The sequence below is a fragment of the Promicromonospora aerolata genome (genome assembly GCF_042682255.1).
Classification (GTDB): domain Bacteria; phylum Actinomycetota; class Actinomycetes; order Actinomycetales; family Cellulomonadaceae; genus Promicromonospora; species Promicromonospora aerolata.
Window position 1 is genome coordinate 2,794,490 of sequence record NZ_JBHUHF010000001.1, and the last position, 17,057, is coordinate 2,811,546.

A 17,057-nucleotide genomic window follows, 5' to 3' on the forward strand; every position below is an offset into this window, starting at 1 on the left:
CCGACGGCGCGCGCTACTCGCCCTGGATGAGCGCCTCCAGCTCCGCCTCGTCGAGCAGCCGCTCCGGCCGGACCGTGGTGTCCGAGCCCACGTAGTAGAAGGCAGCGCTGACCTGCTCCAGCGGCAGCCCGGTCCAGCGTGACCACGCCAGCCGGTACACGGCGAGCTGCACCTCGCGGGCGGCTCGGGCCGCGGCATCGAGCGGCTCGCGGCCGGTCTTCCAGTCGACCACCACCACGGCGTCCGGACCCGTCGCCGGATCCCGGAAGACGGCGTCCATGCGGCAGCGCAGCATGACGCCGGCCACCGGCGTCTCGACGTCGGCCTCGACCGCGACCGGCGTGCGGGCCGACCACTCGGAGCCCAGGAACGTGTCGCGCAGCTTGTCGAGGTCGGTGTCCTCGGGCAGGTCGTCGTCCTCGGCACTGGGCAGGTCGTCGACGTCGAGCAGCGTGGCCGACGTGAAGAACTGCTCCACCCACTCGTGGAACCGCGTGCCGCGCCGGGCGTGCACGGTGGGCTGCACCGGCACGGGGCGGCGGAGCTGGAGGGCGAACGCCTCGCGGTCGGCGGCGAGCCGCACCAGGCCGGACGCCGACACGTGCGCAGGGAACGCGACCTCCCGGTCCGCGTGCCGGTCGCGCTCCGCGAGGAGCATCCGCGCGAGGTCGACGAGATCGTGGCCGGCCGCATCCGTGAGGGTGCCTCGCGGCGCGGTGAGCGCGTCGGCCGGGAGCCGCAGCGCCGCGAGCGCGACCAGGCGTTCCTCCGCCGCCTCGTCCACCAGTGCGGCCGTGGCACGCAGGACATCGCGCGCGGTACGAGGCCGGCCGTCGGCCGCGGCCCGCTCCTGTTGGGCGTCGTCGGGCCCGGTGTCGTCGGGCCGGGCGTCCGGTGTGGGCCAGACCGCCGTGAGCTCCTCCGCGTTGCGCGGGTTCTCGGCGTCCGGGTCGGGCATGGGGGCCCAGAGGTCGGTCGCGACCAGACCTGCCTCGGCCAGCTCGGCGAGGAACGGGGAGACACCGCGCGGGCGGCTCGCCGTGCCCCACCACGAGGCCGTGAGGAACAGCTCTCTCCGGGCGCGCGTGAACGCGACGTAGGCGAGCCGGCGTTCCTCGGCGAGGCGGTGCTCGCCGCACTCGAGCTTGAACTCGTCCCGCAGCGCGACGAGGTCCTTGGTGTCGGAGGCATGCTGCCACGCGAAGCTCGGCAGGTCGGCCGCGTCACCCCGCAGGTGATAGGGCAGCTCGCCGAGGTCGGACAACCAGCCCGACGACGACTCCCCCGACCGCGAGCCCCGGTCCCAGGTGGGGAACGCCCCGTCGGCCAGACCGGCGACGGCCACCGCGTCCCATTCCAGACCCTTGGCAGCGTGCGCGGTGATCACCTGGACGGCGTCCGGATCGGGTTCCCGCACCGGCATGTCGAGCCCGCGCTCCTTCTCGCCCGCGACACCGAGCCAGGCCAGGAACGCACCGAGCGTCGCCGTGTCCGACGACTGGGCGAACGACGCGGCCACGTCCCGGAACGCGTCGAGATGTTCGCGGCCGCGTTCGCTCACCGCGCCGCCGACTCCGGCACCCGCCAGCGCGAGCGCCGTGGCCGCCTCCACGTCGAGCCCGAGCGCGCGCTCGGCCTGGACCACCAGCTCGGGGAGCGAGAGGTACGTGAGGCCGCGCAGGTCGCGCAGCAGCCTGGCCAGCGCGGCCAGCCTGCGGTGCGCGTCCTCGGACAGCGCCCGGCCGTCCCGGGCCGGCTTGCCCACGCCGGGCAGGTCGTCGAGCGCGTCGATGATCGAGCGATGGTCGGAGACGTCGCCCTCGACGACCCGGGGATCGTCGTCCGCGTCGCCGTCGGCGGCGTCCTCGGCGGTGCCGTCGGTGGTGGTCGCCGCTGCCCGCCGCGGGTCGTCCATCCGCGCCAGGTCCGCCGCCCAGGAGCCCAGGGCGTGCAGGTCGGCGGCGCCGAGGTTGAGGCGTGGGCCGGTGAGCAGCCGCAGCAGGGAGTCACCGCGGGACGGGTCGTGCGCGGCCTGGAGCAGTGCGACGACATCGACCACCTCCGGCGTGGACAGCAGACCGCCGAGGCCCACGACCTCCACGGGGAGGCCGCGGCGGCGCAGGGCCACCTCGATGGTGGCGAACTGGGCCCGGGCCCGGCACAGCACGGCCGCCGTGGACCGCCCGTCCGGGTGCGCGCCGGACCGCCAGCGGGCCGCGACCCACTCGGCGACGGCGTCGGCCTCCTCCTCCAGGGTGGCGGCCACGTGCGCGGACACCAGGCCCTCACCCGCTCCCGGCCGCAGGTCCAGCGGGGGCACCATGACGTTCATGTCGCCGCCGACGTGCGTGCCGGCCCCGGTCCGCGAGCGCAGCGGTCCGGACACGACGTTGGCGGCGGACAGCACCGCGGCGTCGTTGCGCCAGGACGTCGAGAGGTAGTGGACGGCGGCGGGGACACCGTCGTCACGCTGGAAGCGGCCAGGGAAGCGGGCGAGGCCCGCCGCGGAGGCGCCGCGCCAGCCGTAGATGGACTGGTGCGGGTCGCCGACGGCTGTCACCGGGTGCCCGCCGCCGAACAGGCCGGACAGCAGCTCGACCTGGGCATAGGACGTGTCCTGGTACTCGTCGAGCAGCACCACCTCGAACCGTGCGCGCTCGGCGGCGCCCACGAGCGGCACCTCGCGGGCGAGCTGGGCCGCGAACGCGACCTGGTCGCCGAAGTCGAGGGCCTCGGCGATCCGCTTCCGGCGCCGGTACTCGACGACGAGGTCGACGAACCGTGCCCGTTCGGCGACGGAGCCGATGAGCTTGTCGACGTCCTTCGTGCGCTTCTTCTGCCGCGGGGCGAGGGGGACGGACTCGAGGTGCTCGGCCATCTCGGTCAGGCGGTCGCGGGCCTCGGCGGGGTCGACGAGGTGCTCGCCCAGCGCGCCCGACAGGGCCACGACGGCGCCGGTGACGGTGCTGACGGCCTTGTCGGTGCCGAGGTCCTCGTCCCAGGACTCCACCACCTGGGAGGCGAGCTGCCACTGCTCGGCCTGGCCGAGCAGGCGGGCGCTCGGCTCGACGCCGAGCCGAAGGCCGTGGTCGGCGACCAGCGAGGCGGCGTAGGCGTTGTAGGTGGCGACGGTGGGCCGGTCGAGGTCCAGCCCGGCGAGCGCTTCGCCCGACTCCTCGCCGAGCGCCCGGTTGAGCTGCGCCAGCCGGGTCTGGACGCGCTGGGTGAGCTCGCCCGCAGCCTTGCGCGTGAACGTGAGGCCGAGCACCTGTTCCGGCTGCACGAGCTTGTTGGCGATGAGCCACACGACGCGCGCGGCCATGGTCTCGGTCTTGCCCGACCCCGCGCCCGCCACGACGAGCGCGGGCTCCAGGGGCGACTCGATGACGCGGACCTGCTCGTCGGTGGGTTCGTGCCGACCGAGCAGCCGTGCGATCGCACGTGCGGACAGGCGGATCTCCGGCTCGGTCACTCGACCACCTTTCGTCCCTCGGGCTGCAGCGGGCAGGAGCGCCGCACGCCGCACATCTCGCAGAGGTCGTTGTTCTTCGCGGCGAACCGGGCCGCGGCCATCGTGTCGGCGGCGCCCTCGACGGTGTCACGCGCCCAGCTGTTGCCGTCGGGGTCCGCGATGAGGCCCGGCTGGTTCCGCACGCTGGCCGACACCGTCTCGGTGCCGACGTAGACGAGGCTCGCGCCCTTGCTGACGGCGCCGTCCGGCAGGTCGAGCGCTCTCTGCTGCACCGCGAGCTGGTACGCGCCGAGCTGGGGGTTCTCCGCCGCCTTGTCCTTGCTGGCCGCGGACTTTCCCGTCTTGAGGTCCACCACGGTCACGCTGCCGTCGCCCGCGTCCTCGACACGGTCGACCTGGCCACGCAGCCGGGCACGGCCCACCTGGAGGTCGAAGTCGGCCTCGACGAGCAGCGGCTCTCCCGAGTCGGCCAGATAGTCCGCGAGCCGCTCCACCATGCGCTCGGCGCGCTTGCGGAGCTGCAGCGACGGCCACCCGTCGGGCAGCGCGAGCTCCGGCCAGCGGCGGTCCAGCTCCTTCCGCAGGTCGGTGAGCGAACCCTTCGGGTGGCTCTGCGCTATCGAGTGCAGCAGCGTGCCGAGGGTCTGGTGCGTGGCGTCCGGCTTGGTGCCGCCCGCCGCCTCGAACGCCCAGCGCAGGGCGCACGTGGTCACCGTCTCGACCTTCGACGGCGATACCGTCACCGTGTCCTGCGCGCCCCACAGCGGCACCTCGCTCGACACCCCGGCCACGCCGTACCAGGTGCTCGGGTCGGCCTCGGCGACCCCCGCCGCAGAGAGGTCCGCGAGGAGTCCGGCAGCGGGCTGGTCGCCCGACGCCGACAGCGCGGCCGCCCGGACCAGCTCGGAACGGGCGGCGGCCACCACGCCGCGCAGGTCGAGCGGGGGCCCGACCGGCACCCGCCGCGGGTCGGGCCCCTCGCCGCCGTCGTCCCGGGGGGACACGAGGTCGCAGAACACGCTGGGCGCCTCCTCCGTGTCTTCCACCGCGGTGACCAGGAGGCGCCGTCGGGCACGGGAGACCGCCACCGCGAAGGCGCGCAGCTCGTCGGTGAGGACCTGACGCCGTGCCTCCGCGCCGACGACCCGCCCGTCCTCCGAGCGACCGGCGATGAGCTCGACGAGCGCCTGCGAGCCGAGGAGGGAGTCGCGCAGGCGCAGATCGGGCCAGACGCCGTCCTGCACACCGGCGACGACCACCACGTCCCACTCCCGCCCCGCGGCCCCCGGGGGCGTGAGTGCCTCCACGGCGCCCGCACCCTGGGCCGACGCCGCCAGTGAGTCGGCCGGAAGGTCCTGCGACGCCAGGTAGTCGACGAACGCCGCGACCGGGGCACCGGGCATCCGGTCCACGAAGGTCTCCGCGGCACGGAACAGGGCCAGCACCGCGTCGAGGTCGCGGTCGGCCCGCAGACCCGCCGGGCCACCGGTGAGGGCCGCGGCGCTCCACCGCTCGGCCAGGCCGGTCGCCGCCCAGACGGCCCAGAGCACCGTCTGTGCGGTGGCACCAGGCTCGCCCGCGGCCTCCCGCCCGGCGGCGAGCACCCGGGCCACGGCGAGCGGGCCGCGCCGCACCTGCGCCGGCAGCAGGGCCGCGCGGGCCGGATCGCCCAGCACCTCCACCAGCAGCGCGTCCGACGTGCGACCGCCGCCGGCCGACAGCTCGTCCGCCCGCAGCGCACGCCGCAGCCGCCGGAGCGCCACGGCGTCCAGGCCGCCGATCGGCGAGATGAGCAGGAGCGCCGCCGTCTCGGGGTCGAGCACCGGATCCGCGCCGTCGAGCTCCTCGGCGATCAACGCCTCCAGGCTCCCGCGCGGTGCGCCCGCACACGTCTTGACGGCAGCGAGCAGCGGCGCCACGGCGGGCTCGTCACGCAGCGGCAGGTCCGACCCGAGCAACGCGACGGGTACCGACGCCGACACCAGCTCACGCCGCAGCGCCGCCAACCGGGTACCGCTGCGTGCGATGACCGCCATCCGCTCCCAGGGCGTGCCCCGCAGCAGGTGCTCGGCCCGGAGCTCGCGCGCGACCCAGGCGGCCTCCTGGGCCGCTCCGGAGAGCACCGCCACCTGCACGGACGGCGTCGTCTCCGTGGGCGTCTCCGCAGGTGTCTTCGCGAGCGGTTCCGCGGGTGTCTTCGCGGGAGTCTCCGCGGCCGGCTCATCGGCATCGTTTCGGGAGTTGCTGGAGTTGCTGGAGTCGGCGGCGGCCGCCTCGGCCTCGCCCGCCGCAGCAGGATCCGGCGCGTACGCCGTCGCGCGACGGTGCAGCGCGCTCGCCGACACCGGGATCCGGTTCGTCACCGCGCGCGTGACGGCACGCAGCTCCGACGACTGCCGCCAGACCGTCCCCAGTACCAACGTCTCGGCGTCGAAGGCGCCGAACTCACGACCCGGACCAGCCGGCGCGGCGGCCCGGCCGGTGAGACCCGGCGCCGCCCCACGGAAGGTCTGGACCGCGGAGTCGGGGTCGGAGAACAGGACCAGGCGCGCACCGTCGTCGTGCAGGACCCGCAGGAGACGGACCGTCGCGGCCGTGGCCTCCTGGTAGTCGTCCACCACCACCAGGTCCCACGTGGGACGGGCAGTTCCCGGCACCTCGTCGTCCCACGAGCGCAGTGACTCGGCGGCCTCGTCGATCACCACCGCCGGGTCGTAACGCGGCCCGGCGTCGGGTGTGGCGAGCCGCAACGCCATGGTGTCGAGGTACTCCTCGTAGAGCTGCGCGGCCATGACCCACTCGGGACGGTCGTTCGCACGCCCCATCTCGTCGAGCTCGACCGGCCCGAGGCCGCGCTCGGCAGCACGCATGAGCAGGTCGCGCAGCTCCTGGCGCAACCCACGCAAACCGAGCGACTCCTCCGGCAGGCCGGCCGGCAGCGCGAGCGGCCGCCCCTCGCCGGCCACGTGACCCGCGAGCAGCTCGGCCAGCACCAGGTCCTGCTCGGGACCCGAGACGAGGGTGGGCGTGGGCTGCTCGAGCGCCGCGGCCCGCTTGTGGAGCACCGCGAATGCCGCCGACGACGCAGTACGCACCATCGGCGCACCGACCGTCCGCCCGGCGCGCGCCGCCACCTCGTCCCGCAGGCGCGCCGCCGCACGCCGGGAGGACGCCAGCACCAGGACACGCTCCGGACGCAGACCCGAGGCCAGTGCCCGGACAGCGACCTCGCAGGTGACCGTGGTCTTGCCCGAGCCGGGTGCACCGAGGACCAGCGTCGCGTGGTGGCTCAGCGCAGCCTCGGCGGCGGCAGCCTGGGTGTCGTCGAGCGGCACGGCGGCAGCAGCCTCGGGATGAGTCCCTGGCGGCGTCAGCCGAGGTGCGAGAGCGAGGGTCGGTGTCACGCGGACGATCGAACCACGAGCCACTGACACTCCCCGACGCCCCGCGCGGAGGGGTCACGAATGCCTGGTTCGTCCGGTAGGAGGGTGCTCAACCGGCGTCGGGGACGGGCCAGGGCTCCGGGATGCAGCCACTCGTGGTGGTGGTCTGCTGCACCATGACCGTCGCGTGCTCGCCCTCGCCCGCACACAGGTCGTGGCGGTACCCGATGACGTGCCCCACCTCGTGGTTCACGAGGTACTGCCGGTAGCGGGCGGTGTTCTCCCACGCCTGCGACCCTGTGGCCCAGCGCTTGAAGTTGAGCACCGCCGTCTCCTCGATGCCGCACGACAGCTCGCTGATCGTGTCCAGCGGGAGGCAGAGCTCGTCGGTGGTGCCAGGGCTCGCGAGCACCACCCGGGCGTCGTAGCGCTCGGTGTCGGTCCAGGCGAAGGTGGAACCGTCAGCGGCGTTCCAGCCGCGCGGGTCGTTCAGGGTCGCCAGTACCGCCTCGGCGAACGCCTCCGGATCCACCGGCAGCCCCTTCTCGACCGCGATCTGCACCCGCCAGACCTTTCCGTCGGCTCCGTCCGCGGGCGCCGGACGGGACCCGTTAGCCACGACGAGCTCGCCCGACAGCTGCTGCTTCACGGCGATCTTCGCACCGAGGAGACCGGAACCCGGCTCCGGAGCGGGGCTCGGGCTCGCGCTCGGGCTGGGGCTGGGCGATGGCGGCGGCGACTTCTCGGGAGCGGTATCCGGCGACGCGGAGGTCAAGGGTGCGGGCAGCTCGGAGGCGAGCGTGTCCGGCAGGGCTCCCGGGCCGCCGGCCCCTACCCCGGCACCCGTGCCCGAGGCGGAGTCGGCCTGCGCGGCAGCGCCCGACGGGAGCGTCTGCCCGGGGGGCGACGTGCGGTTGCCGGAGCGGGCAGCCTCGTACGCGTTCCGCACCGCGTCGGCCGCCTCCACGCCCAGGCTGTCCTCGACCGCCCCGGCCACCACGGCAGCGGACGCGTCCGGCTCGGTGCTCATGGTCGCCGCCATGCCTCCACCCAGCCCGGCCGCGAGGCACAGGCTGAGCGCGACGACCGAACGCCGGGGGTTCTGCGCGGCGCGCCGCCTGCCCTGTCGAGCGGCGGGGCGACGGGCGGAGCGACCGGCGTCGACGCCGTCCGGGCCACGCCCGGCGGACGCGCCTCCAGAGGCGTGCCTGCCGGCACGCCGGGGGGAGGACGGACTACTCACGCCGACCATGGTGCCACGCACGCGCCCGGCAGCCCAGGCACCCGTCCACAGGGAGCCTCGCGTGCCGCCGCCCCCGGCGCCCGACAGGACGGGACGCCCCCGTCCTGTCGGCTCACGGCGAAACCGCGGGCCGACCGCGCCGGAGCGTGACTAGGATCGTCAGGCCGGGTCCCCGGAACACCGGGCACCTGGCGCAACCCCCCGACCGAACTGGAGTAAACGTGGACGTCACCATCGGTGTGCAGCACCTGCCGCGCGAGGTCGTGGTCGAGACGGAAGAGAGCGCGGAAGCCGTCGCGACTGCCGTCAAGAAGGCCCTGACCGGTGGCACCCTCGAGCTCACCGACTCCCGTGGCCGCCAAGTGATCATTCCCGGTGCAGCGATCGGCTACGTCGAGATCGGCACCGAGGAGCAGCGCAAGGTCGGCTTCGGCGCGGTCTGAGCGAGTTGTCCCCGACGCCAGGTGGCGGACGGCACGCCCGCACGGGCCGTCCGCCACGTGGCGTTCATTACTAACGGGGTAGTTGACGTGTTTCGCTAACCACGCGGAAACATCGTGCGCGTACCATGAATGACGTACATCGGTTGCCCGGTCGTCACGTTCCGACCCCCGAGCCTGTGCTTCGGTCTCCCAGGAGGCCGCCCCGACAGGACGCGCAGCCTGGGTCAATCCCGGCGCGCGATGATTTTCACGATCGGCTGCCGCACGAAGGCGCGATCGCCGGGCCATGAGGGCCCACCGCGCCGCGAGAGATGAAGGCGCCAGTGACTACCACAGACACCCCGGCCGCAAGTGCGGCCATTGTGACGAACCCCGAGCCGACCACCGGTTCGGGACCCGACTACTCCAGCCCGTCCGCCATCCAGGCGCAGAACGTGACGTTCGCGGACTTCGGTGTCCGCCCCGAGATCGTCGCGGCACTCAATGACTCGGGTATCACGCACCCGTTCCCCATCCAGGCGATGACCCTGCCCGTCGCCATGAGCGGGCACGACATCATCGGCCAGGCGAAGACCGGTACCGGCAAGACGCTCGGCTTCGGCGTTCCGCTGCTGCACCGCGTCGTCGCCCCCGGTGAGCCCGGCTACGACGAGCTCGTCGCCCCCGGCAAGCCGCAGGCCGTCGTCGTGGTCCCCACGCGCGAGCTCGCGGTGCAGGTCGCGAACGACCTGAGCACCGCGTCATCCAAGCGCAACGTCCGGATCGTGCAGGTCTACGGTGGCCGCGCCTACGAGCCGCAGATCGACGCCATGAAGTCGGGCGTCGACGTGGTCGTGGGTACGCCCGGCCGCATGATCGACCTGCTCAACCAGGGCCACCTCACGCTGCTCCGTGCGGCGACGGTGGTGCTCGACGAGGCGGACGAGATGCTCGACCTCGGATTCCTGCCCGACGTCGAGAAGATCCTCGCCCGCACCCCCGCGCAGCGACACACCATGCTGTTCAGCGCGACCATGCCGGGCGCGGTCGTCTCGATGGCTCGCCGCTACATGAAGCAGCCCACGCACATCCGGGCCGCCGAGCCGGACGACCAGGGCGCGACCGTCAAGAACATCAAGCAGGTCGTGTACCGGGCGCACGCCCTGGACAAGATCGAGGTGCTGGCACGTCTGCTCCAGGCCGACGGGCGCGGCCGCTCCATCGTCTTCGCGCGTACGAAGCGCACGGCCGCCAAGGTCGCGGACGAGCTGCAGACCCGCGGGTTCGCGGCCGGCGCCATCCACGGCGACCTGGGCCAGGGCGCCCGGGAGCAGGCGCTGCGAGCGTTCCGCAACAGCAAGATCGACGTGCTGGTCGCCACCGACGTCGCCGCCCGTGGCATCGACGTCGACGACGTCACGCACGTGGTCAACTACCAGTGCCCCGAGGACGAGCGCATCTACCTGCACCGGGTGGGCCGCACCGGCCGCGCGGGCAACACGGGTACCGCCGTCACCTTCGTGGACTGGGACGACGTGCCGCGCTGGTCGCTCATCGACAAGGCGCTCGAGGTCGGCTTCCCCGAGCCGGTCGAGACCTACTCCACGTCACCGCACCTGTTCGCCGACCTGAGCATCCCCGAGGGCACCAAGGGCCGTCTGCCGCGGTCCGCGCAGCGGCTCGCGGGGCTCGACGCCGAGGACCTCGAGGACCTGGGCGAGACGGGCAAGCGAAACAGCAGCGCGCGCTCCAGCGGCGGACGCTCCGGCGCTCCCCGCTCGGGCGGGCGCCAGGGCGGCTCGCACGGCGAGTCCCGCTCCGGCGGGCGGGGCGGCTCGCACGGCGAGTCCCGCGCCACCTCTCGGCCCGACGGCGGCGCCGGCAGCACCACGTCGGGCGAGCGCCCGGCGGCGAGCGGTGAGGACGAGGGTGGCCAGCGTCGCCGTCGGAGCCGTAACCGTCGCCGCACGCGTGGCGGCCAGGCCCAGGACTGACGCACGGCTGACCAGCTGGCGGTATGAGTTCGGTCGCCTGAACAGAGGCGGCCATGAGTTCGGTCGGATGGGATGAGATCGGTCGGTTGATTGACCGATCTCATCCCATCCGACCGAACTCGTGGGCGGTGGGGCTCTCTTTCCGCAGAGGGGCGTAGGTTGCTTTCCGTGCAGATCGAGTTCACGGCTGCCCTGTGGCAGTGGCAGGTACGTACCGACTCCTGGTGGTTCGTGACGGTGCCGCCCGAGCACTCCGACGAGCTGGCCGACCTCCCGCTGCCCCCGCGCGGGTTCGGGTCGATCCGGGTGCGCGTGACGGTCGGGCAGACCACCTGGACCACGTCGGTCTTCCCGAGCGACCGGGACGGTGGCTACGTGCTGCCCATGAAGAAGAAGGTGCGGCAGGCGGAGGACCTGAGCCCCGAGCGGCCGGTGACCGTGGTCCTGGAGACCATCGACGTGTGACCGCTACGTCACCGGAGCACCTCGAGCACCCCCTGCTCGGCGATCGCCTCGAGCACCTCGGGCTCGGTCGTGTTCTCGCCCAGCCGGTTCGTCTTGCCCGCGCCGTGAAAGTCGCTCGAACCCGTGACCAGGAGGTCCAGCGACTCCGCGACCTCGCGCAGTCGGCGGCGCCGGTCCGGGGTGTGGTCGCGGTGGTCCACCTCGAGACCAGCGAGACCCGCCGCAGCGAGCTCCTCGATCGTCGAGTCAGGCACGATCCGCCCGCGCGCGTCCGCCCCGGGGTGGGCGAAGACCGGCACGCCGCCCGCGGCGCGGACCGCCCGGACGGCGTCGACGGCGTCGGGCGCGTAGTGGCCCACGTAGTAGCGCGTGCCAGGGCGGAGCATCGTGGCGAACGCCTCGTCGCGGTCGCTGACGACCCCCGCCGCTGCCAGGGCGTCCGCGATGTGCGGTCGCCCGATGGTCGTACCGGACTTCGTCTGGGCGAGCAGGTCGTCCCACGTGATCGGGTAGTCCTCACCGAGCAGGTCCACCATGCGCCGAGCCCTGGACGTCCGGTCGTCGCGGGTGCGCTGGGTCTCCGCGAGCAGGTCGGGATGCGTCGGGTCGTGCAGGTAGGCGAGCAGGTGCACGCCGGTGCCCCATCCGGGGGTGCGGGCGAGCGCAGAGATCTCCGCGCCGCGCACCAGCCCGATCTGGTGGCGGCCGGCCGACTCGGCGGCCTCCGGCCAGCCCGACGTCGTGTCGTGGTCCGTGATGGCCAGCGTGGTGATGCCGGCCCGCGCGGCGACCTCGACCAGGCGCGCTGGCGAGTCGGTGCCGTCTGACGCGGTGGAGTGCGTATGGAGGTCGATCACTCCCCCAGCGTAGAGAGCCGCCGGCCCGGCCGTGCTGCCGGCGCCCGTGAGGTGCGGCACCTCCGCCCGTGGCGGTGTGCCGCATCAAGCCCTCACAGCACGTTCACGGGCCGTTCCGTCGGCGTACGCCGCCTGCCCTCGCGGATCGCGCATCATCGAAGGGATGATGAGCAGCAACCAGCACCCGTCCGGCGCCCGCACGAGCGTCGTCTTCGTGCACGGCGTGCGCAGCTCGGGCGCGATCTGGGAGAACCAGCTCGCGCACGTGCGCGACGCCGGCCACGAGGCCGTCGCGGTGGACCTGCCGGCGCACGGCTCCCGGCGTCACGCCCGGTTCACCATGGACGGCGCGTTCGAAGCGCTCGACGACGCCGTCGCGACCCTGCCGTCCGGACCGGTGGCGTTGGTGGGGCTGTCCCTCGGCGGTTACACGTCGCTCGCCTGGGCTGCCCGGCCCGCCACCACCGACCGCCTCGTGGGCGTGCTCGCGGCCGGCTGCACGTCGGACCCGAAGGGCAAGCCCGTCCGGCTCTACCGGGACATCGCGAAGAGCGTGGCGAACGCCGCCTACCTCGCCCGCCGCGTGACCGGCCGGGTGGTGCACCCGAGCGTGCATCGCGCACGCCTCTCGGTGCCGACCCTGCGGCCGCTGCGCACCGCGCCTGGCGGCGCGGACCTGAGCAGCGTCAAGATCACGCCCGACCAGACCGCCGAGATGTATCGCCCCACCTGGGACGTCGTCACCGACGCGCTGACCCATCTGGCCGGACGCTCCTCGATCGCCAACGTGCGTGCCGCGCGGGTCCCGCTCTGGTTCGTCAACGGCGCCCGTGACGCCATGCGGATCGAGGAGCAGCGCCACCTGGCAGCGGCGCGCGACGGGTCGCTCGTCGTGATCCCCGGCGCGGGCCACGACGTCAACATGGAGGCTCCGTCGACCTTCAACCGGGTGCTCACCAGGGCGCTCGGAGACTTCGCCCGGCGTGCGTGAAACACTGGGCGCATGAGCGAGCCCACCACCTCTTCGCAGCCCGACGAGCAGGGAACCGCGGACCGCGGGTCCAACCGTTCGCACCGCCCCGCCTCCACCGCCTTCAAGAACTTCGTGATGTCGCAGTGGTCCCCGCGCACCGAGCTGGGCCTCACGGCGTCCCCCGCCGCGCCGTACACGGTCGCGCGGCGTGCTGCGCTCTCCGAGCGCCTGCCGGGTGTGCGTCTGGTGATCCCCGCGGGTTCGCTCAAGACCCGCTCCAACGACACCGACTACCGGTTCCGGCCGCACTCGGCGTTCGCGCACCTCACCGGACTGGGCACCGACCACCAGCCGGACGCCGTCCTGGTGCTGCACCCGGTCGAGGACGGCTCCGGTGACGCCGGCCCGGACGGTGTCGACGGCGGCCACCACGCGGTGCTGTACGTGCGCCCGCTCGCGCCGCGCGACAACGAGGAGTTCTACGCCGACGCGCGCTACGGCGAGTTCTGGGTCGGCGCCCGCCCGTCGCTGGCCGACGTCGAGGCGCTCACGGGCATCGAGGCCCGCCACATCGACGAGCTCGGTGACGCCCTGGCCAAGGACGTCGGCGACGGCGGTGTGCGCCTTCTCGTGGTGACCGGAGCGGACGATGCCGTGGAGTCGCTCGTCGAGGAGCTGCGCCTCGAGGCCGGCGAGGACGAGGGCGCCCTGACCGACGAGGCCCTCGTCGAGGCAACCTCCGAGCTGCGGCTCGTCAAGGACGAGTACGAGATCGAGCGGATGCGCGAGGCCGTTGCCCGCACCATCGAGGGCTTCGAGGCCGTCGTCCGCGCGCTGCCCGCCGCGAAGGAGCACCGGCGCGGAGAGCGCGTCGTGGAGACCACCTTCGACGGGCACGCCCGGCTCGAGGGCAACGCGGTCGGCTACGAGACCATCGCGGCCTCCGGCGAGCACGCCACGACCCTGCACTGGATCCGGAACGACGGCGTGATCCACGACGGAGACGTCCTGCTGCTCGACGGCGGCGTGGAGGTCGACTCCCTCTACACCGCCGACGTCACACGCTCCCTGCCCGTCGACGGCGAGTACACCGACGTGCAGCGCAAGATCTACCAGGCGGTGCTCGACGCGGCCGACGCGGCGTTCGACGCGGCCAGGCCCGGCGCCAAGTTCCGCGACGTCCACGCGGCGGCGATGGAGGTCATCGCCGCCCGCCTGGAGGAGTGGGGCCTCCTGCCCGAGGGCGTCACCGCCGCCGACGCCCTCGCGGACGACGGCCAGCAGCACCGTCGCTGGATGGTGCACGGCACCTCGCACCACCTGGGCCTCGACGTGCACGACTGCGCGCAGGCCCGCCGTGAGCTCTACCTCGACGGCGTCCTGGAGCCGGGCATGGTGTTCACCATCGAGCCCGGCCTCTACTTCAAGGCCGACGACCTTGCCGTGCCCGAGGAGTTCCGCGGCATCGGCGTGCGCATCGAGGACGACGTGCTGGTCACCGTGGACGGCAACGAGAACCTCTCGGCGGCGCTGCCGCGTCGCCCGGAGGACGTCGAGGCGTGGATGGCGTCGCTGCGCTGAGGACCAGCCACGACGATGACTTCGGTCGGATGGGATGAGATCGGTCGGTTGACTGACCGATCTCATCCCATCCGACCGAAGTCATCTCTGTCCTGGTGCATCGGACCGAACTCACCGGCGCCAGACCGGCGGGAGGCGGGGGTCGTTCCTCGCCGCCGCCACGATCTCTGGCGGCAGATGCCGGGCGAACCTCGCGATCATCGCCGCGACGTCGCTCTTGTCAGCCGCGCTGGCACGCTCGACGGTGATCCCGGCCCTCCGAATGGCGTCAGCGCGGTTCTTCTCGGCCATGTACTCCCGAGCAGGATCGTGACCGGGGCGGACGCCGTCGGGCCGATACTTGACGCGGCCGTCGAACTCGATGCCGAGCGCCCACCGCTCGTACCCGAGGTCGGTGTGAAAGGTCCCGAGGTCGGTCCGGACGGGCAGCTGGGTGGTCGGCCGGGGCAGGCCGGCCCGGAGGAGCTCGTAGCGGACCCAGGTCTCCCATGCCGACTGGGATCCCGACTCGGCCAGCTCGATCACCAGACGCGCTCGCTGCTTGCCCCGGTGTCCGGCCCGGGCATCGAGAATCTCGGTCAGGACGGCTCGATCGAGACCGAGGGCCAGCGCAGAGTCGGCGATGACCAGCGCCTCCAGCGGGTGCATGGTGCGCGCGCAGTCGACGACCGTACGGGCGAGAGAGGTGACCGGCAGACCCGCTGCGACGTCGACCTCCTCGGGTGCAAGGGTCCAGGAGTGTCGCGCGACGTCGTCCGCGGCATGGCCCGACGGGCGATACCGCTGGTAGAGGTGCGTCTTCTTCGGGGTCGCCCAGACGAGACACCCGTGCAGAAGTGCGGCCGTGCTGTGGCTGAACACATGCTCGGCCCGAAGCTGGACGTGGAGAGCAGCGGCGCGGGCCAGAGCTTTCATGCGCTCTTCGCGCGGTGGGCTGGGTCGTCCGTCCACGCGGAGATCGCCCGGAGCGCAGTACGCACCACGTCGGACACGGAGGACGACGCCGGTGCGAGCGGCGGCGGACAGCTTGTTGCGGCTCTGTTCGAGCGCGAGCGCGACGGCGGGAATCTCTACCTGGACCATGTTCCGACGGTGCACGATCCACGGCGCGCCGCTGCCCGCACAGCCCGGCCCTGTGCACAAGAGCCAATCCACAGGGCCTGTGGTCGTGCTCCGCTCATTGCGACGTCGCTGCGGGCGTCTCTGCGCGACACGAACTTTCCATACCCGGGACGTGGCTCCGCTGCGCTCCACCGGGAAGCCACATCGGTCTCACTCGCTCCACCGCGCAATGACTTCGGTCGGACGCACCCCGCCCGAAAGCGCGACTTCGGTCGAATGCACCCTGCTCGGGAGTGAGTTCGGTCGGATGGGATGAGATCGGTCGGTTGACTGACCGATCTCATCCCATCCGACCGAAGTCACGCCGCGAATCGTGCAAGTGACCGAACTCGGCACGGTGCAAACAGCGCTGCTCCTTCAGGACCTCCCCGGGAGCGACCAGAGGCCCTTCTTCCCGTCCTCCCCGGGGAGCGGCCAGTGCTGGTTCTTCCGGGCCTTGCCCGGCGGAGCTGGCAGAGGTGCTTACTTCTGGTCGTCGCGCGGCGGGGCGTAGGGGTTCGTGTAGCGGGTGCGCGACGTGGGCGAGTCGTCCGGGCTGCTCGCCGCGTCCTGGCGCTGGCCGTCGGGGGCCTCCGCTGCCTGGTCGGGCGGGGTCGGGGCGGCCTGCTGCGGCTCGGCCGGAGCGTCCGGAGACTGCGTGCCCGACTGCGGCACATCCGCAGGCGCGCCCGAGGCACCAGCAGTACCAGCACCCGCCGAGCCAGCACCCGACGCACCAGCCCCCGAAGCACCAGCACCCGGCGCATCCGCAGGCGCATCCGCAGGCGCATCCGCAGGCGCATCCGAGGGAGCACCCGACGGGGCGTCGACGGGAGCGGCTCCAGCACCCGCATCAGCACCCGGCCGCATCGCGCCGTACCGGGGCTCACCCGTCGGCGTGACCCAGCGGGGGTCGGTCGGGCGGGCCGGCGGAGCGGCGGGCTGCGCGGGCTCGGCGCCGGGCGCCTGAGGGGTCGGCGCCACGGGAGCCGGCACCCCGACGGTCGCGTTGCCGCGGGACTTGCCCAGCCCGCTCGGCGAGCGCATCAGGAGCGCCCGCGCGTCGCTCGCGTGGTCATGGCCACAGAGGATCGCGTACGTGGCGGCCACGATCTGCGACGACGACGTGAAGTCCCGTCGACCGCGGGTGAACGTGTACGACAGGATCGAGAACAGCAGGCCGAAACCGGCACCGAGCGCGATACCGGCGAACATCACCTGGAAGCCCGCCTCGCCCGCGAACAGTGTGATCAACAGGCCCACGAAGAAACCGAACCAGGCACCGGAGAGGGCGCCCGCGAGCGCCACCCGGCCGTACGTGAGACGCCCCGTGACGCGCTCCACCATGCGCAGGTCGGTGCCCACGATGGTGACGTTCTCGACGGGGAACTTGTTGTCGGAAAGGTAGTCGACTGCTTTCTGCGCCTCCAGGTAGGTGGAATACGCAGCGACCTCGTCGCCTGCCGGCAGGGTCGGGACCTTCGGGACGGCACCCGGGCGAGACATGCTCATGCCCCTAGTCTCTCCTACCTTGTCGCCAGTGGCGAGGAGCGTGCCACAGGAGCG

Annotated in this window: 11 protein-coding genes; 5 read left to right on the forward strand and 6 right to left on the reverse strand. The window is 73.1% G+C overall.

Going from position 1 to position 17,057, the window contains the following annotated elements; translation table 11 throughout:
- Positions 1–13 precede the first annotated feature (13 nt).
- The 3 genes from ACFSL2_RS12600 to ACFSL2_RS12610 all read right to left on the reverse strand — a co-directional run bounded on the left by ACFSL2_RS12600 (position 14) and on the right by ACFSL2_RS12610 (position 8,098).
- The gene (locus tag ACFSL2_RS12600; protein ID WP_377198192.1) at positions 14–3,472 is read right to left on the reverse strand and encodes a UvrD-helicase domain-containing protein; all 3,459 of its coding nucleotides are present in this window, start codon (positions 3,470–3,472) and stop codon (positions 14–16) included.
- Positions 3,469–6,807, reverse strand: coding sequence for an ATP-dependent helicase (locus ACFSL2_RS12605; protein WP_465264545.1), 3,339 nt, complete (start codon positions 6,805–6,807; stop codon positions 3,469–3,471). The genes ACFSL2_RS12600 and ACFSL2_RS12605 overlap by 4 nt, the downstream gene beginning before the upstream one ends.
- 157 nt (positions 6,808–6,964) lie before the next feature.
- Positions 6,965–8,098, reverse strand: coding sequence for a DUF3152 domain-containing protein (locus tag ACFSL2_RS12610; RefSeq protein ID WP_377198194.1), 1,134 nt, complete (start codon positions 8,096–8,098; stop codon positions 6,965–6,967).
- 221 nt (positions 8,099–8,319) lie between these two features.
- On the opposite strand from ACFSL2_RS12610, the gene ACFSL2_RS12615 reads away from it, so the two are divergent.
- From ACFSL2_RS12615 to ACFSL2_RS12625, 3 genes are all read left to right on the forward strand, one after another.
- Entirely contained in the window at positions 8,320–8,541 is a 222-nt protein-coding gene (locus tag ACFSL2_RS12615) for a DUF3107 domain-containing protein (RefSeq protein WP_377198195.1), read from the forward strand.
- A 323-nt stretch (positions 8,542–8,864) separates the two neighbouring features.
- Positions 8,865–10,514: a DEAD/DEAH box helicase gene (locus ACFSL2_RS12620; protein ID WP_377198196.1), complete on the forward strand. Its 1,650-nt coding sequence runs from the start codon at positions 8,865–8,867 to the stop codon at positions 10,512–10,514.
- A 168-nt stretch (positions 10,515–10,682) separates the two neighbouring features.
- On the forward strand, positions 10,683–10,979 hold the full coding sequence (locus ACFSL2_RS12625) for a DUF1905 domain-containing protein (protein WP_377198197.1): 297 nt from the start codon (positions 10,683–10,685) through the stop codon (positions 10,977–10,979).
- A gap of 8 nt (positions 10,980–10,987) precedes the next feature.
- Here the strand turns inward: ACFSL2_RS12625 and ACFSL2_RS12630 are convergent, their stop codons facing one another.
- Positions 10,988–11,836, reverse strand: coding sequence for a PHP domain-containing protein (locus ACFSL2_RS12630; protein WP_377198198.1), 849 nt, complete (start codon positions 11,834–11,836; stop codon positions 10,988–10,990).
- A gap of 163 nt (positions 11,837–11,999) precedes the next feature.
- Here ACFSL2_RS12630 and ACFSL2_RS12635 point away from each other — a divergent pair, with 163 nt between their 5' ends.
- Positions 12,000–12,827, forward strand: a complete 828-nt coding sequence (locus ACFSL2_RS12635; protein ID WP_377198199.1) for an alpha/beta fold hydrolase — start codon at positions 12,000–12,002, stop codon at positions 12,825–12,827.
- A gap of 12 nt (positions 12,828–12,839) precedes the next feature.
- The gene (locus ACFSL2_RS12640; RefSeq protein ID WP_377198200.1) at positions 12,840–14,390 is read left to right on the forward strand and encodes an aminopeptidase P family protein; all 1,551 of its coding nucleotides are present in this window, start codon (positions 12,840–12,842) and stop codon (positions 14,388–14,390) included.
- Between the two features lie 111 nt (positions 14,391–14,501).
- On the opposite strand, the gene ACFSL2_RS12645 is transcribed toward ACFSL2_RS12640, so the two are convergent.
- Together ACFSL2_RS12645 and ACFSL2_RS12650 are read right to left on the reverse strand one after the other, a co-directional pair.
- Positions 14,502–15,473: a hypothetical protein gene (locus ACFSL2_RS12645; protein ID WP_377198201.1), complete on the reverse strand. Its 972-nt coding sequence runs from the start codon at positions 15,471–15,473 to the stop codon at positions 14,502–14,504.
- 501 nt (positions 15,474–15,974) lie between these two features.
- Positions 15,975–17,003, reverse strand: coding sequence for a YflT domain-containing protein (locus ACFSL2_RS12650; protein WP_377198202.1), 1,029 nt, complete (start codon positions 17,001–17,003; stop codon positions 15,975–15,977).
- Positions 17,004–17,057 lie beyond the last annotated feature (54 nt).

Bases quoted from the DNA above. Each gene is read 5' to 3' on its own strand.
- ACFSL2_RS12650 (WP_377198202.1), bottom strand. From the start codon at position 17,003: ATGAGCATGTCTCGCCCGGGTGCCGTCCCGAAGGTCCCGACCCTGCCG.
- ACFSL2_RS12645 (WP_377198201.1), bottom strand. From the start codon at position 15,473: ATGGTCCAGGTAGAGATTCCCGCCGTCGCGCTCGCGCTCGAACAGAGC.
- ACFSL2_RS12635 (WP_377198199.1), top strand. From the start codon at position 12,000: ATGATGAGCAGCAACCAGCACCCGTCCGGCGCCCGCACGAGCGTCGTC.
- ACFSL2_RS12640 (WP_377198200.1), top strand. From the start codon at position 12,840: ATGAGCGAGCCCACCACCTCTTCGCAGCCCGACGAGCAGGGAACCGCG.